This is a genomic window from Paeniglutamicibacter cryotolerans, from assembly GCF_014190875.1.
GTDB lineage: Bacteria > Actinomycetota > Actinomycetes > Actinomycetales > Micrococcaceae > Paeniglutamicibacter > Paeniglutamicibacter cryotolerans.
Genome location: NZ_JACHVS010000002.1, coordinates 868,935 through 888,751, shown reverse-complemented (window position 1 = coordinate 888,751; position 19,817 = coordinate 868,935). Strand labels below are relative to the sequence as shown.

Sequence of the window (19,817 nt, the reverse complement as noted above, 5' to 3'; positions counted from 1 at the left end):
GCCGCTACCGTAGGAGTATGCAACATACAGAGCCAAAGGGGTCCGGAATGCGCATACTTCCCGGGGCCGACGCGCCAGCAGCCGCGGACAAACCCTCGAGCGCCCCGGCCGGGGATACCGCGCCGGTCGGCGACGAAGCCGTTGAATCACAGGACAACTCAGGTCAGAGCAAAATTGATGCGGTCGGCACCGCCTCTGCCAGCCAAGTGGCTGCCGCCGAGGTTGCCACCGTCGGGGACGTGCTGGTGGCCATCGAGGAACTCTGGCCGGCGTCCCTGGCCGAGGGCTGGGACGCTGTCGGCCCCGTGGTGGGACGGCCCGAGCGCCCGGTCAAGCGCATCATCTTCGCCGTGGACCCCACGCTCGATGTCATCAGGGACGCCGTATCCCGGCAGGCGGACATGCTCATCACTCACCACCCGCTGCTGCTGCGCCCGGTTAACGGCGTGGCCGCCACCGGATTCAAGGGCGAGGCCATCCACCTGCTCATCGAGTCGGGCTGCGCCTTGGTCACAGCTCACACCAATGCAGACTCCGCCGTCGGCGGTGTCTCGGACGTGCTGGCCGACATCCTGGGCCTGACCGACATCGCCCCGCTCGCCGCTTCAGCCGCGGGCCTGCCCGAGGAAGGCATCGGCCGGGTCGGCTACCTCGAATCACCGCTCACGCTCGGCGACTTCGCCGCCCGGGTCTTCGGGGCCATGCCCGCCGTAGCCGGCGGCGTGAGGGTCGCCGGCGACCGCGAGGGCCTGGTGCATAAGGTGGCCGTCTGCGGTGGTGCCGGCGATTCGCTCTTCGACCAGGTCCGCGCCGCCGAAGCCGATGTCTACGTGACGGCCGACCTGCGCCACCACCCCGCCTCGGAGGCCCGTGAGGCCGCCGTGAACGGACGTCCCTACCTGATAGACGTCTCCCACTTCGGCAGCGAATGGCTGTGGCTGCCCGCCGCCGCAGCCGCCCTGGACAATGTGCTGCGCGACCAGGACTTCGAGGTGGAAATCGGGGTCAGTGGGATTAATACCGACCCCTGGGACTTCGTGTTGACCCCCGGAGCTTGAATCCGCTTCCCACGACCGGCGATCCGGCCGTGACGCGGGCGGGCGGGAAGACTACTGTTGAACTAACACGGCCCGTCCGAGTCCCGGGCGGAGCCGCACGAAGCAAGCATCACCACTTGGAGGTCACCGTGGCTAAGGCCCCGCAGAGCGAACAACACCGGCTGCTGGAATTACAGGCCCTCGACTCCAAGGTCGTGAAGCTCTCCCGCGAAGCCCATGCGTTGCAGCACGATGCCGACATTTCCACGGCGGCGGCCGCCGCCGTGGAAGCACAGAAGGTCCAGCGCGCCGCCGCCGACATGCTAGCCGACGCCGCATCGCGGCTGAAGGATTCCGAGCACGAGGTGGAAACCCTCACCACCCGGATCGATAAAAACCGAACCCGCTACGAATCCGGTGCCGGGTCGGCCAAGGACCTGGTCAGCATGGAGCATGAGCTCGTGAACATGGCGGAGCGCAAGGGGCTGCTGGAGGACGCTGAACTGGAACTGATGGAGGCCGTAGAGGCCGCCACCGCCGCCCGCGATGAGGCGACGGCGGCGCATGCCGCAGCCACAGCCGAGCTGAACGCCCTCGAGGATGCCCGCGACGTGAAGCTCGGGGAGATCAACAAGCACAAGACCGAGCTGGCCACCGAGCGGCTTGCCCTCACCGGAAGCCTCGATTCCGGCCTGCTGGCCATCTACGAAAAGCGCCGGGCCCAGTACGGAATCGGCGCAGCCCGCCTCTTCCGCGGCATTTCCGAGGGCTCCGGCATGGCCTTGGCTGCCGGTGATCTCGCCGAGATCAAGTCCAAGGCGGACGACGAGATCGTGTTCTGCCCGGACTCGAGCTGCATCCTCGTCCGTTCCGCCGAATGGAATGCTTAGGGCCTCATGACGCTCTTTGATCCGCTCGCGGCGGGAGGTGAGCAGAGACCGGGGCCCGATGGCCGCCGCGAGGTCATCGTCTACGTCGGCGGCGGATCGCGGGGCAACCCCGGGCCCGCGGGCTACGGGGTGCTGCTCTTCGACGGCCATGGCGGGGAGCAGCTGTCTTCCGAGGCCAAATACCTGGGAAACGGCAGCAAAAACGAGGCTGATTACCAAGGGTTGATCGCCGGGTTGAAGCTGGCCAATTCACTCGACGCGGAGTGCAGGATCATCATCCGCATGGATTCCAAGCTGGTCATCGAGCAGATGTCCGGGAACTGGAAGATCGTGCATGCTTCCATCAGGGCGCTGGCAAAGCAGGCAAGGCTCCTGACCGCACCAGGACGGGTCAGCTACCAGTGGATCCCGTGCGGCAGCAACACCGAGGTCGACGCGCTTGCGAACCAGGCCATTGACGACGCCGTGGCCGGACGGGCTGCGGAGTCAGACCCGGAACCCGGAACCGCTTCGATCGCGAAGCCCAGCAGCGGAGCCCGGCCGCGTGCCGGTGCCATCCACCACGTCGAAATATGGGTCCCTGACCTGGAGGAAGCAACCGCCTCGATGGGTTGGATGTTCGAGGAGCTCGGGTTCGAAGCCGGGGAGACCTGGGCCACGGGTAGGCTGTGGCGCGGGGCCGAGGCGTACCTGGTCATCGAGTCCGGTCCGGACATCCGGGGCCCGATCCACGAACGCAACCTGCCCGGGGTGAACCACTTGGCCTTCAATGCCGGCAGCCGCGCAAACGTGGATCGGCTGACGGCCGAGGCCATCAGCCACGGCTGGTCGTTGATGTTTGGCGACCGGCACCCGTTTGCCGGGGGCAGTGGGCATTACGCAGCCTATTTGGAGAACGAGGCAGCATTCGAGGTCGAGCTGGTGGCCACCGAGGACTGAGCCGGATGCGGGATTCCCGTCGTCCGTCCAACGACTCGCCGTAGAGCCATTGTGCGGGGGTGCCGGTGATGCCTAACCGGCGAAGGAGTGGTCCTCGGGCAGGATGATGTTCAGCTGGTGCGCCTTGCGGGTGGTGCCGGGGATCAACTCGGCGTCCCATTTCTGCCGTGCCGCGGCCAGAAGCGCTGCAGGGCTTTCCGGCGCATGGTTCCGGCGGGTCAACAGATGCCGGGCGAACTCGCCTCGGGTGTGCTTGGCAAAATGCGAAACGACCTTGCGCACCCCGCCACGCAGCTGGAAAACCGACACCGATACGGTGTTTTCCGGATGCGGGACCCAGGCTGCGGCATAGGTGCTCGAGCGGCAGTCCACCACCAGCCCGTCGCCGGCCCGTTCGGACAGCACGGCATTGAGTCGCGGCTTCCACCACGTGGCGAGCTTTCCCACGCCTGGCAGGTTGACTGACATCGAGAGCCGGTAGGCCGGAATCCGGTCGGAGAATCCGACGGCGCCCCATAATGCCGAAATCACCACGATGGATTCATTCGCGTGGCCGGCCTGTGTGGGCGTCATGCTCCGGTAGCCAAGGGCCTCGTAGAGAACCCCGGTGTAGACGGCGTGGGCAGGGGATGCTGGCGCGTCGCGCAGGGTCAGGTTGCGGGCCACCTCGGCCGCCAGCGATGCCCCTACTCCCAGCACCTGGTGGGCGTCTTCGGCCGAGGACGCCCGGGCCAGCGCGTGTAGCACGATGTCCCGTTCGGGGGTCAGTTCGGGGAAGGACAGGGAAGCGGCGTCGAAGGGGGCCCCGGATGCGGCGGGCTGTTTACCTTCGGAAGGGGGAAGCAGGATGAGCACGTACTTGATCCTAACGGCGCAGGTGGTTCGAGGTCCCTCCGGCACACCGGTAGACTGGTCTGCGGACGGGATGACCGGACGATCGCGTGTCGCTTTGCGGCCCGAGGAACGTCCGGGCTCCACAGGACAGGGTGGTGGGTAACGCCCACTCGGGGTAACCCGCAGGACAGTGCCACAGAAAATAGACCGCCCGCATTCGTGCGGGTAAGGGTGAAACGGTGGTGTAAGAGACCACCAGCGCCCCAGGTGACTGGGGTGGCTAGGTAAACCCCACCCGGAGCAAGGTCATACAGGCTGCTTTATGAGGGCTGTTCGCCCCATGCAGCCGGGTGGACCGCTCGAGGGCATCGGCAACGGTGCTCCTAGATGGATGATCGTCACCGGCAAACGGGTAACCGCTGTCGGCACAAAACCCGGCGTATAGGTCATCCCGTCCACTTTCACCCCTTACTTTCCTCGTGTTTACGGGGATGTAGGGGTTTCCAACTTTCAGTCTCTGGTGTCCGTTAATCCAAGCGGGTCGGGTCCTGTGGATTTCCGGCCCTCTTGGCTCCCGATTCCCGTCATTTGAAGAGCTGTTTCACAGCAGGGACATGGATCTTGCCATCATGGCCCAACCGTGATGGAGTGCGCCGCCGCTGACCGACCCCTAGGACGAACGGCATGTCCACCCTGCTCGGTGGCACTGTGGGGAGCAAAGTGGCTGGCGGAGAACCCATCTCAGGGAGCAATGCCTCTTGTTCCGATGCTTGATCGGATGCTGCGGCTCCTGAAGGAAGCAGCGCTGCGCTTGGTTTTTGTTCCGTTCCGGCAGCTCCCGAACACGTCGTTGGATGTTGAAGGAGCGGATCGGTAAGGACGAAAGCCCATGGATGCCTCTGGTGCTTGGAAGGCGCACCTCTCGAGATTGGTCCAGTTCGAGACCAGTGAAGGCTTTCCCGGTCACGTCAACCAGCATATTGGCTGTTTATCGCGCGGACCTGGAGGAATGAGCACTGGTACCACCAGTCTGGCGTTCTGTTCGACCCGTGATGACTTGGTCCATGGGCCAGCGGCAGATCCCTGCGCATTCAAACTATCGCTCTCGAGCCGGTATTCGCCTTCGGGAGCGCAAGAAATCTGCCACGAGTCCCGGAGGCTTCTGCATGTGAATGTGGGAGTACTTCTCGCATGAGAGCAGCTGGACCGGTCCGGACGGTAGCTGGCGAGGGCCTGCCCGCGCAGCGCCGGCACGTCATTGACTCGAATGGCGGACAACGGTGTTGATTCCGAGGTGTCCACGGGCAAGGCTGCATGCGCTGGCCGGTGCGAGTGGAATCATGTTGAATGAACATTTTCGGAAGAAACAAACGAACCCCACCCGGATGTCTCCTCGGGTGGGGTTCGTGATGCGCATGACCGGCTATTTGTCGAAGACGTCCTTTGCGGCGTCCTTCACTTTTTCGCCTGCCTGCTTGGTCTTCGCGGCGGCTTGGTCCTTGTGTCCTTCGGCCGTCAGGTCCGGGTTGTCGGTGGCTTTGCCTACGCCCTCCTTGACCTTTCCGCTTGCTTCTTGGATCTTGTTGCTGATCTTGTCTCCGAGTCCCATGAAGGTTTCCTTTCGATGATCTTGCTTACCCCTACGACCTTAGGGACGCTTCCTGATGTTTTGCTGGAAGTGTCGTGTTGCCCCAGCCACTACCCGCCGAAAGCACGATGTTCCGCGCTCCTGTTCGATCCGCGACGCAGGTCCGAGACTCGGACTTCCCTCGTAACGTAGGGCCCGGCATATACATCGATGGGTATGTGGCAGACAGCCGTGAAATGGAAAACCAGGATTTGACCTGTGGTGACGGCAACGAAGTTCCGGTCACCGATGGCTTCTGGGTGCAGGTGAACCCCAGGCCGCAGTGGTTGTTGTGCCACTGGCGTATCTGCACGCTACTACAGGTGCTCTGCCGGCTATCCGCCCAATCGGGGATGTGCCGTCATCACTTTCGACTACCGCGGTATCGGCGGTTCCTCGCCGGCAATGCTTACGGGTTTCAACGCCCGCTGGTACGAATGGGGGCTTTGCGACATCGAGGAGATGCTGGAAGGGGCACACCTGAACCGTCTAGGTCTTCCGCTGCACTATGTCGGACATGGCTTCGGCGGATTCGTCGAGTATCTGAGGGTCGCATCAAGACGCGTGCACCGGATCCTGACCGTTGGTTCCCAGCGCACATATTGGCACGACTACGCGCCGGGTTCACGCAGGGCCTCTTGGCCGCGCCAGCATCTGATGATTCCGATCGTAACGGCAACGAACGGCTATTTTCCGGTCAAGCGGTTCAGGCTTGAGGGCCTGCCGCGCGGCGTGGCACTGGACTGGGCGCGCAGCCGGCGCGACTTCATGGCAGTCGCCTCGAGTAAGGAGCGGGAAAGCATGCGGGCGCACCAAACTGTACTCACGGCGCGGATCCTGGAGGTAGCGCCCCACCAATGACCCATTCGCCAGCGGTGGTGCCATGCACCGGGCCCTGGCCTACCACCCTAACGGCGAACGGACACTTGTCAGGATCGTCCCAAGGAACCTTGGTATGCAGGAACTGGGACACTTTGCGCTGTTCGGCGACCGGTTTCTCGACGCGTTCAGGCCCGGCACGTTGACCTGGCTGCGGGACGAGATTAATCCATGGACCCATGAACCCCACGCCGGCGCCCGGTCCACCCGAGGCTGAATCGGCAGGATCTCTGCCGCCCGCTACGTTCCGAGAATGGCGGCTAGGGAATTGGTACGCGCCCGATTCGACCGATGCCGGCGAAAAGTTGCGACCTAAAACAAGTCTTAGGAATTGTTCTATGAAAAACAATACTCATTGGTTGTCTGATGCGGACATCCCTGCATCTTGCATCATCGGCCAACGCTTCGGCAGATTGCTGTGAGCGACCTCACCGACTTGGTCTCTCGCGTGTTCCCAACTCGGATTAGAATGGAAGCCGGGCCAAGCCCGCGGGGAACGATCCTGATACCCCATGAAACCGTATCTGCAATGGTGCTTTCACGGTGCCAACCGACGTGAGGATCCTCGTCGGCTGAATTGGAAGGATTCCCAGTGACCCAGCAGTCTGTCGCCGCCCTTGAAGAATGGAGCGGCCGCGAGGAGCTCGCAGAGGCCATGATCCCGCTGATCGGACGCCTCTACCGCAACAACAACGTGGTGAGCTCAATCTACGGCCGTAAGCTGATCAACCAGTCGGCCATCAACATCCTCAAGGCGCACCGCGTGGTCCGCCGCATCGAGGGCGCAGAGCTGAGCATCGAACGCACCATGCCCATGCTGCAGGCCATCGACGCGCTGAACGTCGGAGCCATGTCGGTTGACCTGGGCCGCCTGGCCAAGAAGTTCGCCGATTCCGGCGAATCCGACCTGACCGCGTTCCTGACCGCCGAAATCGGCGACAAGGTGGGCAAAGCCGGTGCCACCGACGCCGAGCCGACCGACGTTGTGCTCTACGGCTTTGGCCGCATCGGGCGCCTGCTGGCCCGCATCCTCATCGAACGCGGCGGATACGGCCTGCGCCTGCGCGCCATCGTGGTCCGCAAGGGCTCCGACGACGACATCGTCAAGCGCGCTTCGCTGCTGCGCCGCGACTCCGTCCACGGCCCGTTCGACGGTTCGATCACCGTCGATGAGGAAAACAACACCATCCTCGCCAACGGCACGCTGATCCAGGTCATCTACTCGAACGACCCGAGCACCGTCGACTACACCGCATTCGGCATCAACAACGCCATCGTGGTGGACAACACCGGCCGCTGGCGCGACGAGGCCGGGCTGTCCCAGCATCTGGCAGCCAAGGGCGTGGCCCGCGTGCTGCTCACCGCGCCGGGCAAGGGCAACCTGAAGAACATCGTCCACGGCATCAACCACGGCGACATCACCGCCGAGGACAAGATCGTCACCGCCGCATCCTGCACGACCAACGCCATCACCCCGGTGCTCAAGGCCCTGAACGACCGCTACGGCGTCGTGCACGGGCACGTCGAGACGGTTCACTCGTTCACCAACGACCAGAACCTCATCGACAACTTCCACAAAGGCGAACGCCGCGGCCGTTCGGCGGCACTGAACATGGTCATCACGGAGACCGGTGCCGCCAAGGCCGTTGCCAAGGCACTGCCGGAACTCGAAGGCAAGCTCACCGGCAACGCCATCCGCGTTCCCACCCCCGACGTGTCCATGGCGATCCTGAACCTGAACCTGGAAAACGCCACGGACAAGGACGAGCTGAACAACTACCTGCGCGACGCATCGCTGGGTGCCGAGCTGCACAAGCAGATCGACTACATCGATTCGCCCGAGGTCGTCTCCTCCGACTTTGTCGGCTCGCGCCGCGCCGGCATCGTCGATGGCCTGGCCACGATCGTGACCGGCAAGAACGCCGTAGTCTACGTCTGGTATGACAACGAGTTCGGTTACTCCTGCCAGGTGGTCCGCGTCATCGAAACGATGGCCGGCACCAACCCGCTGGCCGTACCGGCCATGGGCATACCGGCCGAGGCAGCCTCGGTCTAAGACACCTGTTTGAGCCTTCGGGCCGCGTTTGCCCTCCATCGCGGACGGCAAACGCGGCCCGAGGCGCTTAACGAGTCCCGCTCCATCTCTGATGGACACGGTCAGCTAACGAAGCGGCGTCGAAGCGGCCTCTGGTCAACGTCGATGGGTAGCCTGAGCCTATGCGCACCGACTCATCCGCAGACTCCCGCTTCCCGAGGCGACGCCCGCCGAAACGTGCTGCGGTGGCCGCCGTGGCCACGATGGCCTGGGGGCTATGCGGCTGCATGACGGTCTCATCGACGGATCAACCCCGGACGATCAACCAGATAAACCGCAGTGTTTCGACGGACGGCTACTTGGCCCTGATGAACCACGAGGCAAGTGGAAGACCGGCCATGAGTGCTGGTTTGGACGGAGAACTGGTACTGAGTGCGGGGAATTGTTTCCAGGTCCTCGATGACGCGGGAGAGGCAGTGGCAGTCATGTTCCCACGGGAGACGGCCATCCTCGGGGGAGCTGTCCCCGGCCTTGACATCGCGGGACGGACGTTCAGCGTCGGTGACAGGATCGGGCTTGGCGGAGGTTCGTCACCGCTGAGTGCCGAAGCACGCAAGGCGGCCGGTGGATGTGCGGGGGATCGGGAGCTCTTCCTCGTCCACACGATCGAGAAGTAGTTCCCGGCGCGTGGAAGCCGGATAGAGGCAGCAGTGGTCGAGCCCCAGGCCTCAGTCTGGGCTCGGGCTGCAGCGTTGCTCCTGTGGCTTCCGGGCCTTTGGCCCCGCGGCCACCCAGCGAGCCGAAACGGGCTGAGGCCAGGTCAGCGGTTGCCAGAAGCAACGTCTGAACCGGCCGCGTGGCACGGGAGCGTGGAGCGAACCCGGCCAGGTGCCGATGTCAACCAGATCTGCTCCGGCGCTAGGGGGACGGCACTGCCGGCCAGGGCAGCCAACCGGAGCCGACCTGCCAGATGCCGCCTGCTTCAATGCGGTCCAGCACGGCCCGCTGCAGCGAGGTGTCCCGAGGTAGCCTGGGAACCCGGGCGAAATCCCGGGTGCGGAAGGTGAAGTAGAGGGCATCGGTGGGTTCGGGACGCAGGGATTCGAGTGCGAAGCGCCGGGCGAATCCGGACATGTTCGATGCCGGCATTGACGTTGCCAGATGTGGATCCAGAAGCCACGAATCGCAGGATGCGGCCACGATGGGCCGGTCCGGAAAGCGGTCCGCGAAGATGCTCGCGGCGGCGTCGAGCGACTTGTCGACCGCGGTGGGATCCAGCGGCCCATCCCCGGGAATATGGACTCCCACGAACCAGTCCCCGGTAGTGAGCGGTCCTCGGGGCGCTGCCTGCTGCCGCAGGTGGAATTGAAGCCGCCCGATCCGCAGCAGCGAGCCGTCCAAGTGGTGGGTTAGTCAAGCCCAGGTTTCCAGCCCGAACTGCCCATGCGCGAGGCGGTGCACGGCGATCTGCAGTCCCACATCGGCCAGCGTGCCGGCAGTAATCGCCTGGTCGATGCCCAGAGACGCGTGGTGTCCGGCCAGGGCCGGGGCAAAGCGCAACAGCGCGCACAGCCAGTCCGACTCGAAAATGCCCGGATCCGGGGCCGCCGGATCGTCGGTGAAACGGCCCAGACGACCGGTGAGGACCGCAAATGCATGCGTGGCGCCCGGGCTCGGCGCCGAAAGGAGCAGCTGCAGGCAATCGCGCCGGTCGGCTTGAGCCACAGCGCACAATTCCAGCAGCGCGGCGGCTTCGTGCTGGCCGATCACGGGCAGGCCCATTTAGTGCCCGAAGGGGTCCGGGTCCACGCCCGGCGTCCAGGAGAGCCCGGGCACTCCCCAGCCCTCGGTCTTCTTGGCCTTTTTCCAGCGTTTTGTCCAGCGCTCATTGAGCTTGTCCACGTAGAGGAATCCGTCCAGGTGGTCGTACTCGTGCTGCATGATCCGGGCAAACCAGTCGGTCGCCTCGAAGTCCACCGGGTTGCCGTCGCCGTCGAAGCCCTGGACGCGTGCGTAGCTCGCGCGTTTGAGCGGGAAGGCCAGGCCGGGAGCCGAGAGGCAGCCCTCCTCGTCCTCCTCCGGGTCCGGATTCGCCTGGGAGACCTTCGACAGGGTGAGTACGGGGTTTACCACGACCCCGCGGCTGGGCGCCTCGTCGTCGTGCTCGAACGCGAAGGTGAAAAGGCGAAGCGGCACCCCGATCTGCGGGGCGGCCAGGCCGACGCCGTTTGCCGCGTCCATGGTGTCGAACATGTCGGCGATCAGCGCGCGCAGTTCGTCGTCGAATTCGGTGATTTCGGCGCCCCGCACGTGCAGGGCCTCGTCGCCGTAGATGACTACTGGCTTGATGCTCATGGGTTGTTCCTGATTCCTGCGCCTTCATGGCGCATCACGCTGGTGCCCGCTTCCGGGCGCTCTTGAAGGATACTAGTTTCCGGCCAAATCGCGGCCGATGGTTTCGCGCATGATCTCGCTGGTCCCGCCGAAAATGGTCAGCAGGCGGGCGGCAAGGAAGGCCTGGGCCACCGGGTATTCCAGGATGTAGCCGTAGCCGCCGTGCAGCTGCAGCCCGCGGTCCGCGATCGATTTCACGCGTTCGGATGCCCAGAGCTTTACCTGAGCCGCCTCGATCTCGTCGAGCGTTCCGCCGTTGAAGGCGAGCACCGCACGGTCCACGTAGGATTCGAGGACCGCGACCTCGGTCTTCAGGTCGGCCAGCTCGAAGCGGGTGTTCTGGAAGCCAAGCAGCGTTTCACCGAAGGCGTTGCGGTCCTTGGCATAGGCCAGGGTCTGTTCGTACACGGTGCGGGCGACGGCCGCGGATGCCACGGCGATGGCCAGGCGGGCCTGGGGCAGCAGCGCCTTGACGTAATCCAGGCCCGCACCGACCGCGCCCACGATGTCGGCGCCCGGGACGCGCACCGAATCGAAGAAGAGCTCCGCCGTGTCAGAGGCGCGCACGCCCATCTTGTCCAGCTGGCGTCCCACCACGTATCCGGCCGACTTGGAGACCATGAAGAGGCTGTAGGAGTCGGCGTTGCCTCGGCCGGAGCCGCCGTCGGTGCGGGCCAGCACGAGCGCAGCATCGCCGGAGACCCCATTGCCGATGAAGGTCTTCTGCCCGCTGATCAGCCAGTCCCCGCCGTCGCGGACAGCCTTGGTGCGGACCGAACGCAGGTCCGAGCCGGCTCCGGGTTCGGTGAACGCGCACGAGGTGATGGTTTCGCCCGTGGCCATGCCCGGCAGCCAGCGGGACTTCAGATCCATCGATCCGTAGCGCAGCAGGTAGGGAAGGACCAAATCATCGTGCAGGTGGAAGGCCAGGGCGGTGCCCAGGTGTCCGGCGCGGGCGAATTCCTCGTCCAAGACCACGCGGAAACGGTAGTCGGCCATGCCCATGCCGCCGAATTCCTCGGGGATGGCCAGCCCGAGCAGCCCCTGCTCGCCGGCGGCGGTCCACATGGACCGCGGCATCAGGTGGACGGCGTCCCATCCGGCATAGTGGGGGGAGAGTTCCCGGACGTTGAATTCCCTGGCCAACTCGCGGAAGAGCTCATGGTCTTCCTCAAAGAGCATGCGATCCACTCTAGGGCCCGATGCCTTTCTCTCGACGTCGATGTTCGCGTATCCATTGATTACATGAAAAAACCGCCCTCGACATTGTCGAGGGCGGTTTCACTTGGGGTGAGTAACGGGGATTGAACCCGCGACCTTCTGGACCACAACCAGACGCTCTGCCGACTGAGCTATACCCACCAAGACCACTCATAAGAGCAGGTCACCTTCTGGTTCGAATCGCTTCGTTCCGTCCGGGCAACGAGATCAATAGTACACACACTTGGGGGTGGGACGCCAATTCGGAATGCCCGTTTTCGAATGTGGCGTCCACCACACCCCTGATCAGGCGTTTTGCGAGGCCGTAATTTCCGTCGCGATCTTCTTGGCTTCCTTCGAATCAGGTCCGGGAGCCGGGACCATGACGGCCTGCCGGTAGTAGCGCAGCTCGTCGATTGAATCCTTGATGTCACCCAGTGCGCGGTGGTTGCCGGTCTTGGCCGGCGCCTGGAAGAAGGCGCGCGGATACCAGCGGCGGGAGAGTTCCTTGATGGTGGACACGTCGATGATCCGGTAGTGCAGGTAGTCGGCGACCAGGGGCATGTCGCGGACCAGGAAGTTCTTGTCGGTTCCGACCGAGTTGCCGGCCAGCGGCGCCTTGTTCGGCTGCGGTACGTACTTCTTGATGTAGGCCAGCACCTGCTCCTGGGCTTCGGCCATGGTGATGCCGGCATCGAGCTCGTCCAGCAGCCCGCTGGTGACATGCATGTCGCGCACGAAGTCGTTCATTTGCGTCAGGGCTGCCGCATCCGGCTTGATGACGACGTCCAGGCCCTCGCCTAGGACATTGAGTTCGGAGTCGGTGACTAGCACCGCCACCTCGATAAGGGCGTCATCGGCCAGGCTGAGCCCGGTCATTTCGCAGTCGATCCACACGATTTTTTCAGCTGAAATTGCCATGGGTCCAATCTATCCGATGGATGGGAACGGCCCGTGATGCCTGGCCTTGAAGGGGTGTGGCGTGGGGAAGGACTGCGCCGGACGGTGACGCACGTGGATCCGGGTACGCCGGCACCCTCGACGGACTGGGCCTGGAATCGGGCGACGGGTGTGCGTCGGTGGTGCCGGGGTGGAAGGGCCAGGAAGGGCCCCTTCCTAGACGGACTTGCCGGACCACGTTCCACTGAGGAACCACAGCACGGCAAAGACAAACAGCGACGTTCCGCCCAAGGCGATGCCGCCGATCAGTGTCATGCCCATCATCGGGGCCAGCACCACGAGCAGTAGGGCAAGGAAGGCGCCCCAGCCCAGTAGCGCCGGTTGACGTCGGGTCGGTGACTTGGTGGCTGATGAGGCGTGCCGGCCCATGGCGCTCCTAATGAGGTGGTGGCAGGATTTGCCATGAAACCAGCCTAGGGTGCCTCGTTCCCGGCGGTGCGTAGGCGCGCGTGGGCGAGCGCAGTGTTAACTGGCTCACTGATGCGGCTTGCCGCCCCGGCTGCCGGGCAAATGCCGGGAGCCCGATGCTAGGATCGAAAAAGGTTTTTTCCGATTCGGGAGAGCAAAACACCACCCGGAGAGCGCCGCCGCGCCGGATTCTGGCGGGTGCCGTGCGAAGAATGAGGTCACACGTTGGATAAGGGGCATCCGAGCGCCACCGAAGTCAGTCAGCGACGACTGCACCTTTCGGCCACAGCCCAGGGCTTCATAGGTTCGATAATGATCGTGCTCTCCTCCTACGGCGTGGGCTGGCTGGCCAGTGCCTCGCCGTTGAACCGCAATAAGCTGCTGATCGCGATCCGCACCGAACACATCGGCGTGGTCATCTCCACCGTCGTGTTGACGTTGGGCTGCTGGATCATGTTCCGGGCCTGGCTGCGGTTGGGTCAGGAGCAGTCCGGGTGGCCCGAGGGCGGGCTGTCGGCGGTGAAGAAGGCAACCTGGTGGTGGGCGACTCCGATGCTGCTGTGCCTGCCGATCTTTAGCCGGGACGTGTTCGCCTACATCGGACAGGGGCGATTGGTGGCGCAGGGCCAAGACCCCTACGTCGATGGCATCTCCACGCTGAACAACTGGTTCCAGCTGGGCGCGGATTCGACCTGGGCCGAATCCGAGACCCCCTATGGCCCGCTTTACCTGAGCGTCGAGTACCTGGTTAACCTGGTGGCAGGCAGCTCCCCGGACCTCTCGATCATGCTCTTCCGGTTGGTTTCCTTTGCCGGTGTCATCCTTTGCCTGGTCTACGTGCCCAAGCTCGCGAACCTGCACGGGGTTTCCGGGGCCAAGGCCTCCTGGATTTCCGTTTCCAACCCGCTGTTCCTCATCAGCTTCGTGGCCAGCGCGCACAATGATGCCCTGATGGTCGGCCTGGCGGTGGCGGGTACCTATTACGCCGCCACCAAGCGCGGCATCCTTGGCGTCGTGCTGGTGGCCGCCTCCATCGGCGTCAAGCCGATCACCCTGGTGCTGCTGCCATTCATCGGCCTGCTCTGGGCCGGGACAGGAGCCTCCTGGGGACGCAGGATCCTGTACTGGTTCTACACGGCGGGCCTGGTGCTGGGCATCATGGCCGTGATCGGGGTGGCGAACGGCTACGGGTTCGGATGGCTGAAGGTCATGCTGGGAACCGGTACCGGGTCGGTGATCTTCGCACCGCTGGGGATGCTGGACATGGTCGTCGGCGGTGCGCTGGCCGGCATGGGGCTGCCCACCGACTGGTTGTTGCCGGTGCTGAAGCTGATCGGCCGGCTCTCCTCGGTGGCCATCGTGCTCATCTTGATCTTCCGCGGCAAGCACTCCCACCTGGTCCAGCGCATGGCGCTGGCGTTCTCCGCGTTGGTGGTGCTCTCTCCGATCATCCAGCCCTGGTACATCCTGTGGCTGCTTCCCTTCTTTGCCGCCACGGGCATCCGAGACGATTGGCAAATCGTGTGGGTGTACTTCACCATCGCGTTCTTCGTGGCCTTCGGCGCGGCGGACCAGATCTTCATCTGGCAGTTCCTGGGCGATCTGGACCCCTGGGTCAAGCACCTGTCCACCGCCATCTCCTGGGTGGCGATGGCCTACCTGGTGTTGCTCGACCCGCAGACCAAGCACCTGTTCCGCGGCATCATCCCGGCTCGTCGTTCCCGGCTGATGGGTTCCTAGCGTGGCACTCGAGCAGTGGTGGGGCGGGAGGCTGCGCAGTGGCAGCACGGCGCTTCTCTCCGGAATGCGCGAGACCGGGGGGTCGCTGCCGTTCTTGCGCCGGATCATGGGCGGTGCCGAGCATTCCCCGCAGACGGCCATCAGGCAGGGCCTGATCGCCGCGCTGATGATCATGGCCGGTTCCTGGGGTGTGGGCTGGCTGACCACCTCGCAGCTCTCGCTCTTTGCCCGCTCCCGCTTCCTGGTCCCGCTGCGCGTGGAGGCCTACGGCGTCATCAGCTGCACGCTGCTGCTCGCGCTGGGCTCGATGCTGCTCTGCCGCTCCTGGCTGCGCTTGCGCCAACGCACCGAACCGTGGGGCGAACACGCGCTGGCACCGATCCGCAGGGCGGTGCTGGTGTGGTCCGCCCCGCTGCTGTTCACCTTCCCGATCCTGAGCCGGGACGTGTATTCCTACTTTGCCCAGGGCCGGCTGATGCATGCCGGACTGAGTCCCTACGAGCACTGGATCTCGCAGCTGCCGGGCTGGTTCGCGCAGGGCTCGGACAGCCTCTGGGCCGAGTCGTCCTCTCCCTACGGCCCGCTGTTCCTGATGTTCTCCCGCGCCGTGTACTTCATCAGTGGAGGGGTGCCGGAGATCGGCGTCATCATGTTCAGGGCACTGGCCGTGGCCGGGGTGCTGCTGTGCCTGTACACGGTTCCGCGCCTCGCGCGGCAACTGGGCTCGGAACCCTCGTGGGCGCTGTGGATCACCGTGGCCAACCCGCTGTTCCTGTTGAGCATGGTCGCCGGGGTGCATAACGATGCGCTGATGATCGGCGGGATCCTGCTCTCCTTCTGGCTGATCTACACCAAACACCGCTTCTGGGGGGTGCTGGCCGCGGCAGTGGCGATCGGCATCAAACCGATAGTGGTGCTGGCGCTGCCCTTCCTGGGTCTGGCCATGGTCGGGCGGCAGGCCGCGCTCCGGGCGAAGATCGGCGCCTGGGCCTACACCGGGGTGCTGACCGCTGCCGTGATGGCCTTGTTCGGGGTGGCCTCGGGGCTCGGATTCGGCTGGATCCAGGCCATGGCCGGCGCGGGATCGGCTGCTTTCCCCTATGCACCGGTGGGGCTGTTGGGCCTGGGCATGGGATGGGTAGTGCAACTGTTCGGCGGGGACCTCACGTTCACCGCCGGGATCGTCTACGCGTTCTTCAAGGTTCTCTCGCTGGGCCTGACCTTCTGGCTTGCCGTGAAGAAGCCAGCGGGCTCCCCGGTGCTCTACGCCGCTTATTCGCTCACGGCAGCCGTTGTCCTGGCCCCGATCATCCAGCCCTGGTACGTGCTCTGGCTGGTGCCCCTCTATGCAACCGCGCGCGTGTACTCGGTGCGCTGGGAGCGCTTTTACTACGTGCTGACGATGCTGGTGGTGCTTTCCGGCGTGGTGGACCAGCTCAGCGTCGGGCAGTGGTTCAGCCTTGCTGCGGCGCGCTGGATCGCCGCGGCCGCCGGCCTGGCCTACATCGGCTACCTCATTTTCATCGACCCCAAGACAGCTTCCCTGTTCGGCGCCCGGTGGCGTCGGCCCCCGATCAGAAACGAGGCCACGGAATCGTGAACTCACCGGTAAAGACCCTTCTCACCGCACGTCGGGCCACCGCCCCGGTGGTGACCTGGCTGCTGGTGGCCACGGCGATCGGCGCCGTGCTGGCCGTGCTTTCCAAGCAGTGGTGCCGCGTCCACGGGTGGGACGATGCCACGGCAACCCACCTGCACATGTGTTATTCGGACTTTTCCCAGCTCTTCGGCACCCGCGGCATGGCCGAGAAGCTGTTTCCGTTCTACACCGGGCTGCCGGCGGAACAGGCACTGGAATACCCTGCCCTGCTGGCTGTCATCGCGGGCGTGAGCGCGTTCCTGGTCCCGGGCCTGGGCTTCAGCCCCGAACGCCAACTGGCCTACTTCGACGTGAACTCGGCCGGTTCCTTCCTGTGCTGGGCCGTGATCGTGGTGGCCATCGCCTATGCGGCGCGCAACCGCAGCAGGGATGCCTTGATGGTGGCGCTGGCTCCGGGCATCATCCTCACCAGCCAGTTGAACTGGGACTTGTGGGCGGTGCTGTTCGCCACGCTGGGCATGTTCGCCTTCTCGCGCAAGCGGATCGTGCTCGCCGGCGTCCTGCTGGGCCTGGGTGCGGCGGCCAAGCTCTACCCGCTGTTCATCTTCGGCGCGATCCTGGTGCTCTGCTTCAGGACCGGCAAGATGCGCCACTTCTGGGTTTCGCTGGCCTCCGGTGCCGTGGCCTGGCTGGCGGTCAACGTCCCGTTCATGCTGACCGCATTCGACGAATGGAGCCGCTTCTACACTTTCTCCTCCGAGCGCGAGATCAGCTTCTCCTCGATGTGGCTCGCCTTTACCTGGACCGGGCTGGACGGCAAGGGCTTCTCGATGGTTTCCAACGTGCTCTTCGCCGTGGCCTGCGTGGGCGTCGCCTGGCTGGGCATGAGTGCGGTCCGCCGCCCGCGCATGGCCCAGCTCGCGTTCCTGATCATCGCGGCGTTCATCCTGCTGAACAAGGTCTATTCACCGCAGTTCGTGATGTGGCTGATCCCGCTCTACGTGCTCTGCCGACCGCGCTGGCGGGAGTTCCTGATCTGGCAGGGAATCGAGGTCTATCACTGGGCGTCAGTCTGGCTGATGAGCGCCCGGATCGTCAGCGGTGGGGCCGTCGGTGGGAACACCGCCTGGATCGAGATCATGTACGGGTCCGGCATTGCGCTGCACATGGCCGCGGTAATCTACATCTGCGTGAAGATCATCGGCGACATCAGGAACCCGGACCGCGACCTGGTCCGCTTCGACGGCGGGGACGACCCCATGGGCGGACCCATCGAGGACGCGCCGGACAAGATCGTGTGGGGGCGCAAGGCCGTCGTCTAGATCCGAAGCCCGCCCGGCCCGGGCATTCCAGGACTCCGCGTCCGGGATGCCGGGGCCGTTTCGTTTAAGGCTGTTTCGTTTAAGGCCCCTTGCCGCACCATTGACGGATGCTCAGCGACCCGGCGGACGGTGTCGAAGGCAGGCCGGGAGCCGAACGTATTCTGGCTTCACGACATGGCCGGGACCCTGGGGGAGCGGGTCTGGGGGCATGCCGAGGCAGCCCCGCCAATGGCGGTGACCGTTCCCTGCGTGGCGGTGGCTGGGCAGACAGCCCGTTTTCAGTGCCCGGGCCTCGGCACGGCAGGGGAGTGGGCCCACTGCCGCGCTGGAAGGCGCCGGTGTCGGAAGCGTCCGGGGGCGAACGGCGATCCCGGGTAGGCGGTGCGCAGGGGTGATCTGCCCGAGCAGATGCTCAGCACGCTGCGATCCGGGCCCGCTGCCGGTCGGTCGAACCCGCTCAGCGGGAAAGGTAGCTTGAACAAACGGGACTGTTCGGGATGTCCCGATGCAGCACCCAGATGCCGTGGTCATCGGCCGACACCACCGTGAAGCCCAGCTTCATGGCCCGGGCGTAAGCCTGTGGCGGGGTCAGTGGATCCCAGCCGCCGAGCTCGCTGGCATTGAAATCGATGATCATCCAGGAGGAGAGGTCGTTGCCGATGTCGCCGTGCAGTCCCACATAGGTGCGCGATACCAGATGCGGGACCGAATTGTCGGCGGCCTCCACACAGACGTTATCCGGGATCATGGCGATGGCGCGCGCCTGGGCCTGGGCATATTCGCCCATCGTCCAGTTGGTGCCGGTGAGCGTGCGTCCCAGTGGGAAGACCGACTGCACGAAGAACGTGCAGATCAGCGCGAGGGTCAGCAGGTAGGCAGGGAAGCCGACCCGCAGTTTGTTCCAGCCGGTGCGGCGGATGATCTTCGCCAGCACCTGGATCGCGGCCATGAAGAAAATCGGGGCCAGGATCGCGTCGTATTGGTAGACGGGGCCCCAGGTGTTCAATCGGTCATTGAACAGCCGCGAGAGCAGGATCGGTGCGCCGATGATGACGTAGGGGGAGAAGAACGGCAGCAGGGCCAGCGGCACGAAGCTGATGATCCACAACAGCCACTTCAGTTCGTGGTTGAACAGGATGGCGAAGGATTTCAGCGGGTGTGACACCAGGAAGGCGATGGCCGCCCCGGCCGTGGGGCCCAGCGCCGTGAACTGCCAGTAGCTGAACGTGCCCTCGGGGGAGAACATCGGTATCAGCACGGAGGTGACCACCAGATAGCCGGTGATGCCGATCAGCATCAGCAGTCCGGCGCGCAGCCACTGTCGGTGGAAGGCGAAGACGATGCCGATGGCCACGATGGTGATGCCCAGGTCCTCGCGGATCAGCAGCAGCACCGGCGAGAGCCAGAAGGCGAGCCGGTAGCGCCGCGCATCCATCGCCCAGATGATCCAGGCAACGAGCGGGACGCCGAAGGCGATCTCGTGAAAGTCCCAGTTCACTATCGCCTGAAACGGCCACCAGAGCAGCAGTGCCGCGGAAAAAAGCAGCCCCGCAACGTGGCCCAGGTGCTTGCGGGCGAACAAGTAGACCGGAATCACCGTCGCCAGCAGCAAAAGGATCAAAGCCACGTTGAGCATGCGCGGATCCGGCCAGATCCAGTACAGCGGTGCCAGCGTGGCCAGGATCGGGTGGAAATGATCGCCAAGCAGATTGAAGTCAACGCCCTTGATGGGGACGATGGGGGCCTTGAACAGCGCATACTGCCGCACTGCCTGGTCGAAGATGCCCAGGTCGTAGCCCTTGGCCTCGAAGTTCCTGAAGCGCAACAGCGAATGGGCAAGATACAGCAATCCCGCACCGAGCATGATCAGCGCCAGATGGATCTTGTGGGCGCGGGTCATGCCGGGTGCGGGATTCTGTTCTTGCATGGGAAAAGCCTAAGCGGAAAGCCCG

Annotated in this window: 18 protein-coding genes, 1 tRNA gene, 1 other RNA gene and 1 pseudogene; 11 read left to right on the top strand and 10 right to left on the bottom strand. The window is 64.6% G+C overall.

Annotated features, from left to right (window positions below):
• Positions 1-47 precede the first annotated feature (47 nt).
• The 3 genes from E9229_RS17260 (at position 48) to E9229_RS17250 (ending at position 2,866) form a co-directional block, all read left to right on the top strand.
• Complete coding sequence (locus E9229_RS17260; RefSeq protein ID WP_246380840.1) at positions 48-1,058, top strand: Nif3-like dinuclear metal center hexameric protein; 1,011 nt, start codon at positions 48-50, stop codon at positions 1,056-1,058.
• Between the two features lie 128 nt (positions 1,059-1,186).
• Positions 1,187-1,927, top strand: coding sequence for a zinc ribbon domain-containing protein (locus E9229_RS17255; protein ID WP_183512887.1), 741 nt, complete (start codon positions 1,187-1,189; stop codon positions 1,925-1,927).
• Positions 1,928-1,933: 6 nt separating this feature from the next.
• Positions 1,934-2,866, top strand: coding sequence for a reverse transcriptase-like protein (locus E9229_RS17250; RefSeq protein WP_183512886.1), 933 nt, complete (start codon positions 1,934-1,936; stop codon positions 2,864-2,866).
• A gap of 72 nt (positions 2,867-2,938) precedes the next feature.
• Here E9229_RS17250 and E9229_RS17245 read toward each other — a convergent pair whose 3' ends face one another.
• Positions 2,939-3,721, bottom strand: coding sequence for a YaaA family protein (locus E9229_RS17245; protein WP_183512885.1), 783 nt, complete (start codon positions 3,719-3,721; stop codon positions 2,939-2,941).
• A gap of 66 nt (positions 3,722-3,787) precedes the next feature.
• Here E9229_RS17245 and rnpB point away from each other — a divergent pair.
• An RNA gene (gene rnpB, locus E9229_RS17240) (RNase P RNA component class A) lies at positions 3,788-4,158 on the top strand.
• 965 nt (positions 4,159-5,123) lie between these two features.
• Here rnpB and E9229_RS17235 read toward each other — a convergent pair.
• On the bottom strand, positions 5,124-5,309 hold the full coding sequence (locus E9229_RS17235) for a CsbD family protein (RefSeq protein ID WP_183512884.1): 186 nt from the start codon (positions 5,307-5,309) through the stop codon (positions 5,124-5,126).
• 336 nt (positions 5,310-5,645) lie between these two features.
• Between E9229_RS17235 and E9229_RS17230 the strand changes: the two are divergent.
• From E9229_RS17230 to E9229_RS17215, 4 genes and pseudogenes are all read left to right on the top strand, one after another.
• A pseudogene (locus E9229_RS17230) lies at positions 5,646-6,188 on the top strand (alpha/beta fold hydrolase); the annotation flags it as partial.
• A 94-nt stretch (positions 6,189-6,282) separates the two neighbouring features.
• A complete protein-coding gene (locus E9229_RS17225; RefSeq protein ID WP_183512883.1) occupies positions 6,283-6,423 on the top strand; it encodes a hypothetical protein in 141 nt (46 codons plus the stop codon).
• A gap of 375 nt (positions 6,424-6,798) precedes the next feature.
• On the top strand, positions 6,799-8,262 hold the full coding sequence (locus E9229_RS17220; RefSeq protein ID WP_183512882.1) for a glyceraldehyde-3-phosphate dehydrogenase: 1,464 nt from the start codon (positions 6,799-6,801) through the stop codon (positions 8,260-8,262).
• 377 nt (positions 8,263-8,639) lie between these two features.
• Positions 8,640-8,918, top strand: a complete 279-nt coding sequence (locus E9229_RS17215; protein WP_183512881.1) for a hypothetical protein — start codon at positions 8,640-8,642, stop codon at positions 8,916-8,918.
• Positions 8,919-9,159: 241 nt separating this feature from the next.
• Here the strand turns inward: E9229_RS17215 and E9229_RS17210 are convergent, their stop codons facing one another.
• The 7 genes from E9229_RS17210 to E9229_RS17180 form a co-directional block, all read right to left on the bottom strand.
• Entirely contained in the window at positions 9,160-9,642 is a 483-nt protein-coding gene (locus tag E9229_RS17210) for a hypothetical protein (RefSeq protein WP_183512879.1), read from the bottom strand.
• A gap of 12 nt (positions 9,643-9,654) precedes the next feature.
• Positions 9,655-10,011: an acyltransferase domain-containing protein gene (locus E9229_RS17205; protein ID WP_183512878.1), complete on the bottom strand. Its 357-nt coding sequence runs from the start codon at positions 10,009-10,011 to the stop codon at positions 9,655-9,657.
• 12 nt (positions 10,012-10,023) lie between these two features.
• Positions 10,024-10,596 (bottom strand): peptide deformylase, encoded by a 573-nt coding sequence (gene def / locus E9229_RS17200; RefSeq protein WP_183512877.1) that lies wholly within the window; start codon positions 10,594-10,596, stop codon positions 10,024-10,026.
• Between the two features lie 72 nt (positions 10,597-10,668).
• Positions 10,669-11,817, bottom strand: coding sequence for an acyl-CoA dehydrogenase family protein (locus tag E9229_RS17195; protein ID WP_183512875.1), 1,149 nt, complete (start codon positions 11,815-11,817; stop codon positions 10,669-10,671).
• Between the two features lie 104 nt (positions 11,818-11,921).
• Positions 11,922-11,997: transfer RNA gene (locus E9229_RS17190), tRNA-His, on the bottom strand.
• Between the two features lie 144 nt (positions 11,998-12,141).
• A complete protein-coding gene (orn, locus tag E9229_RS17185) occupies positions 12,142-12,756 on the bottom strand; it encodes an oligoribonuclease (RefSeq protein ID WP_183512874.1) in 615 nt (204 codons plus the stop codon).
• A 195-nt stretch (positions 12,757-12,951) separates the two neighbouring features.
• Positions 12,952-13,164 carry a hypothetical protein gene (locus E9229_RS17180; protein WP_183512873.1) on the bottom strand — a complete coding sequence of 71 codons (213 nt, stop codon included), beginning with the start codon at positions 13,162-13,164 and terminating at the stop codon, positions 12,952-12,954.
• A gap of 351 nt (positions 13,165-13,515) precedes the next feature.
• On the opposite strand from E9229_RS17180, the gene mptB (E9229_RS17175) reads away from it, so the two are divergent.
• The 3 genes from mptB (E9229_RS17175) to E9229_RS17165 are packed head-to-tail and all read left to right on the top strand — an operon-like array spanning position 13,516 to position 17,865.
• Entirely contained in the window at positions 13,516-14,943 is a 1,428-nt protein-coding gene (gene mptB, locus E9229_RS17175) for a polyprenol phosphomannose-dependent alpha 1,6 mannosyltransferase MptB (protein WP_183512872.1), read from the top strand.
• A 1-nt stretch (position 14,944) separates the two neighbouring features.
• The gene (mptB, locus tag E9229_RS17170) at positions 14,945-16,543 is read left to right on the top strand and encodes a polyprenol phosphomannose-dependent alpha 1,6 mannosyltransferase MptB (RefSeq protein ID WP_183512871.1); all 1,599 of its coding nucleotides are present in this window, start codon (positions 14,945-14,947) and stop codon (positions 16,541-16,543) included.
• Entirely contained in the window at positions 16,540-17,865 is a 1,326-nt protein-coding gene (locus tag E9229_RS17165; protein ID WP_183512870.1) for a glycosyltransferase family 87 protein, read from the top strand. The genes mptB (E9229_RS17170) and E9229_RS17165 overlap by 4 nt, the downstream gene beginning before the upstream one ends.
• Before the next feature lie 457 nt (positions 17,866-18,322).
• Here E9229_RS17165 and E9229_RS17160 read toward each other — a convergent pair whose 3' ends face one another.
• The gene (locus E9229_RS17160) at positions 18,323-19,792 is read right to left on the bottom strand and encodes a DUF2079 domain-containing protein (RefSeq protein WP_183512869.1); all 1,470 of its coding nucleotides are present in this window, start codon (positions 19,790-19,792) and stop codon (positions 18,323-18,325) included.
• Positions 19,793-19,817: the final 25 nt, after the last annotated feature.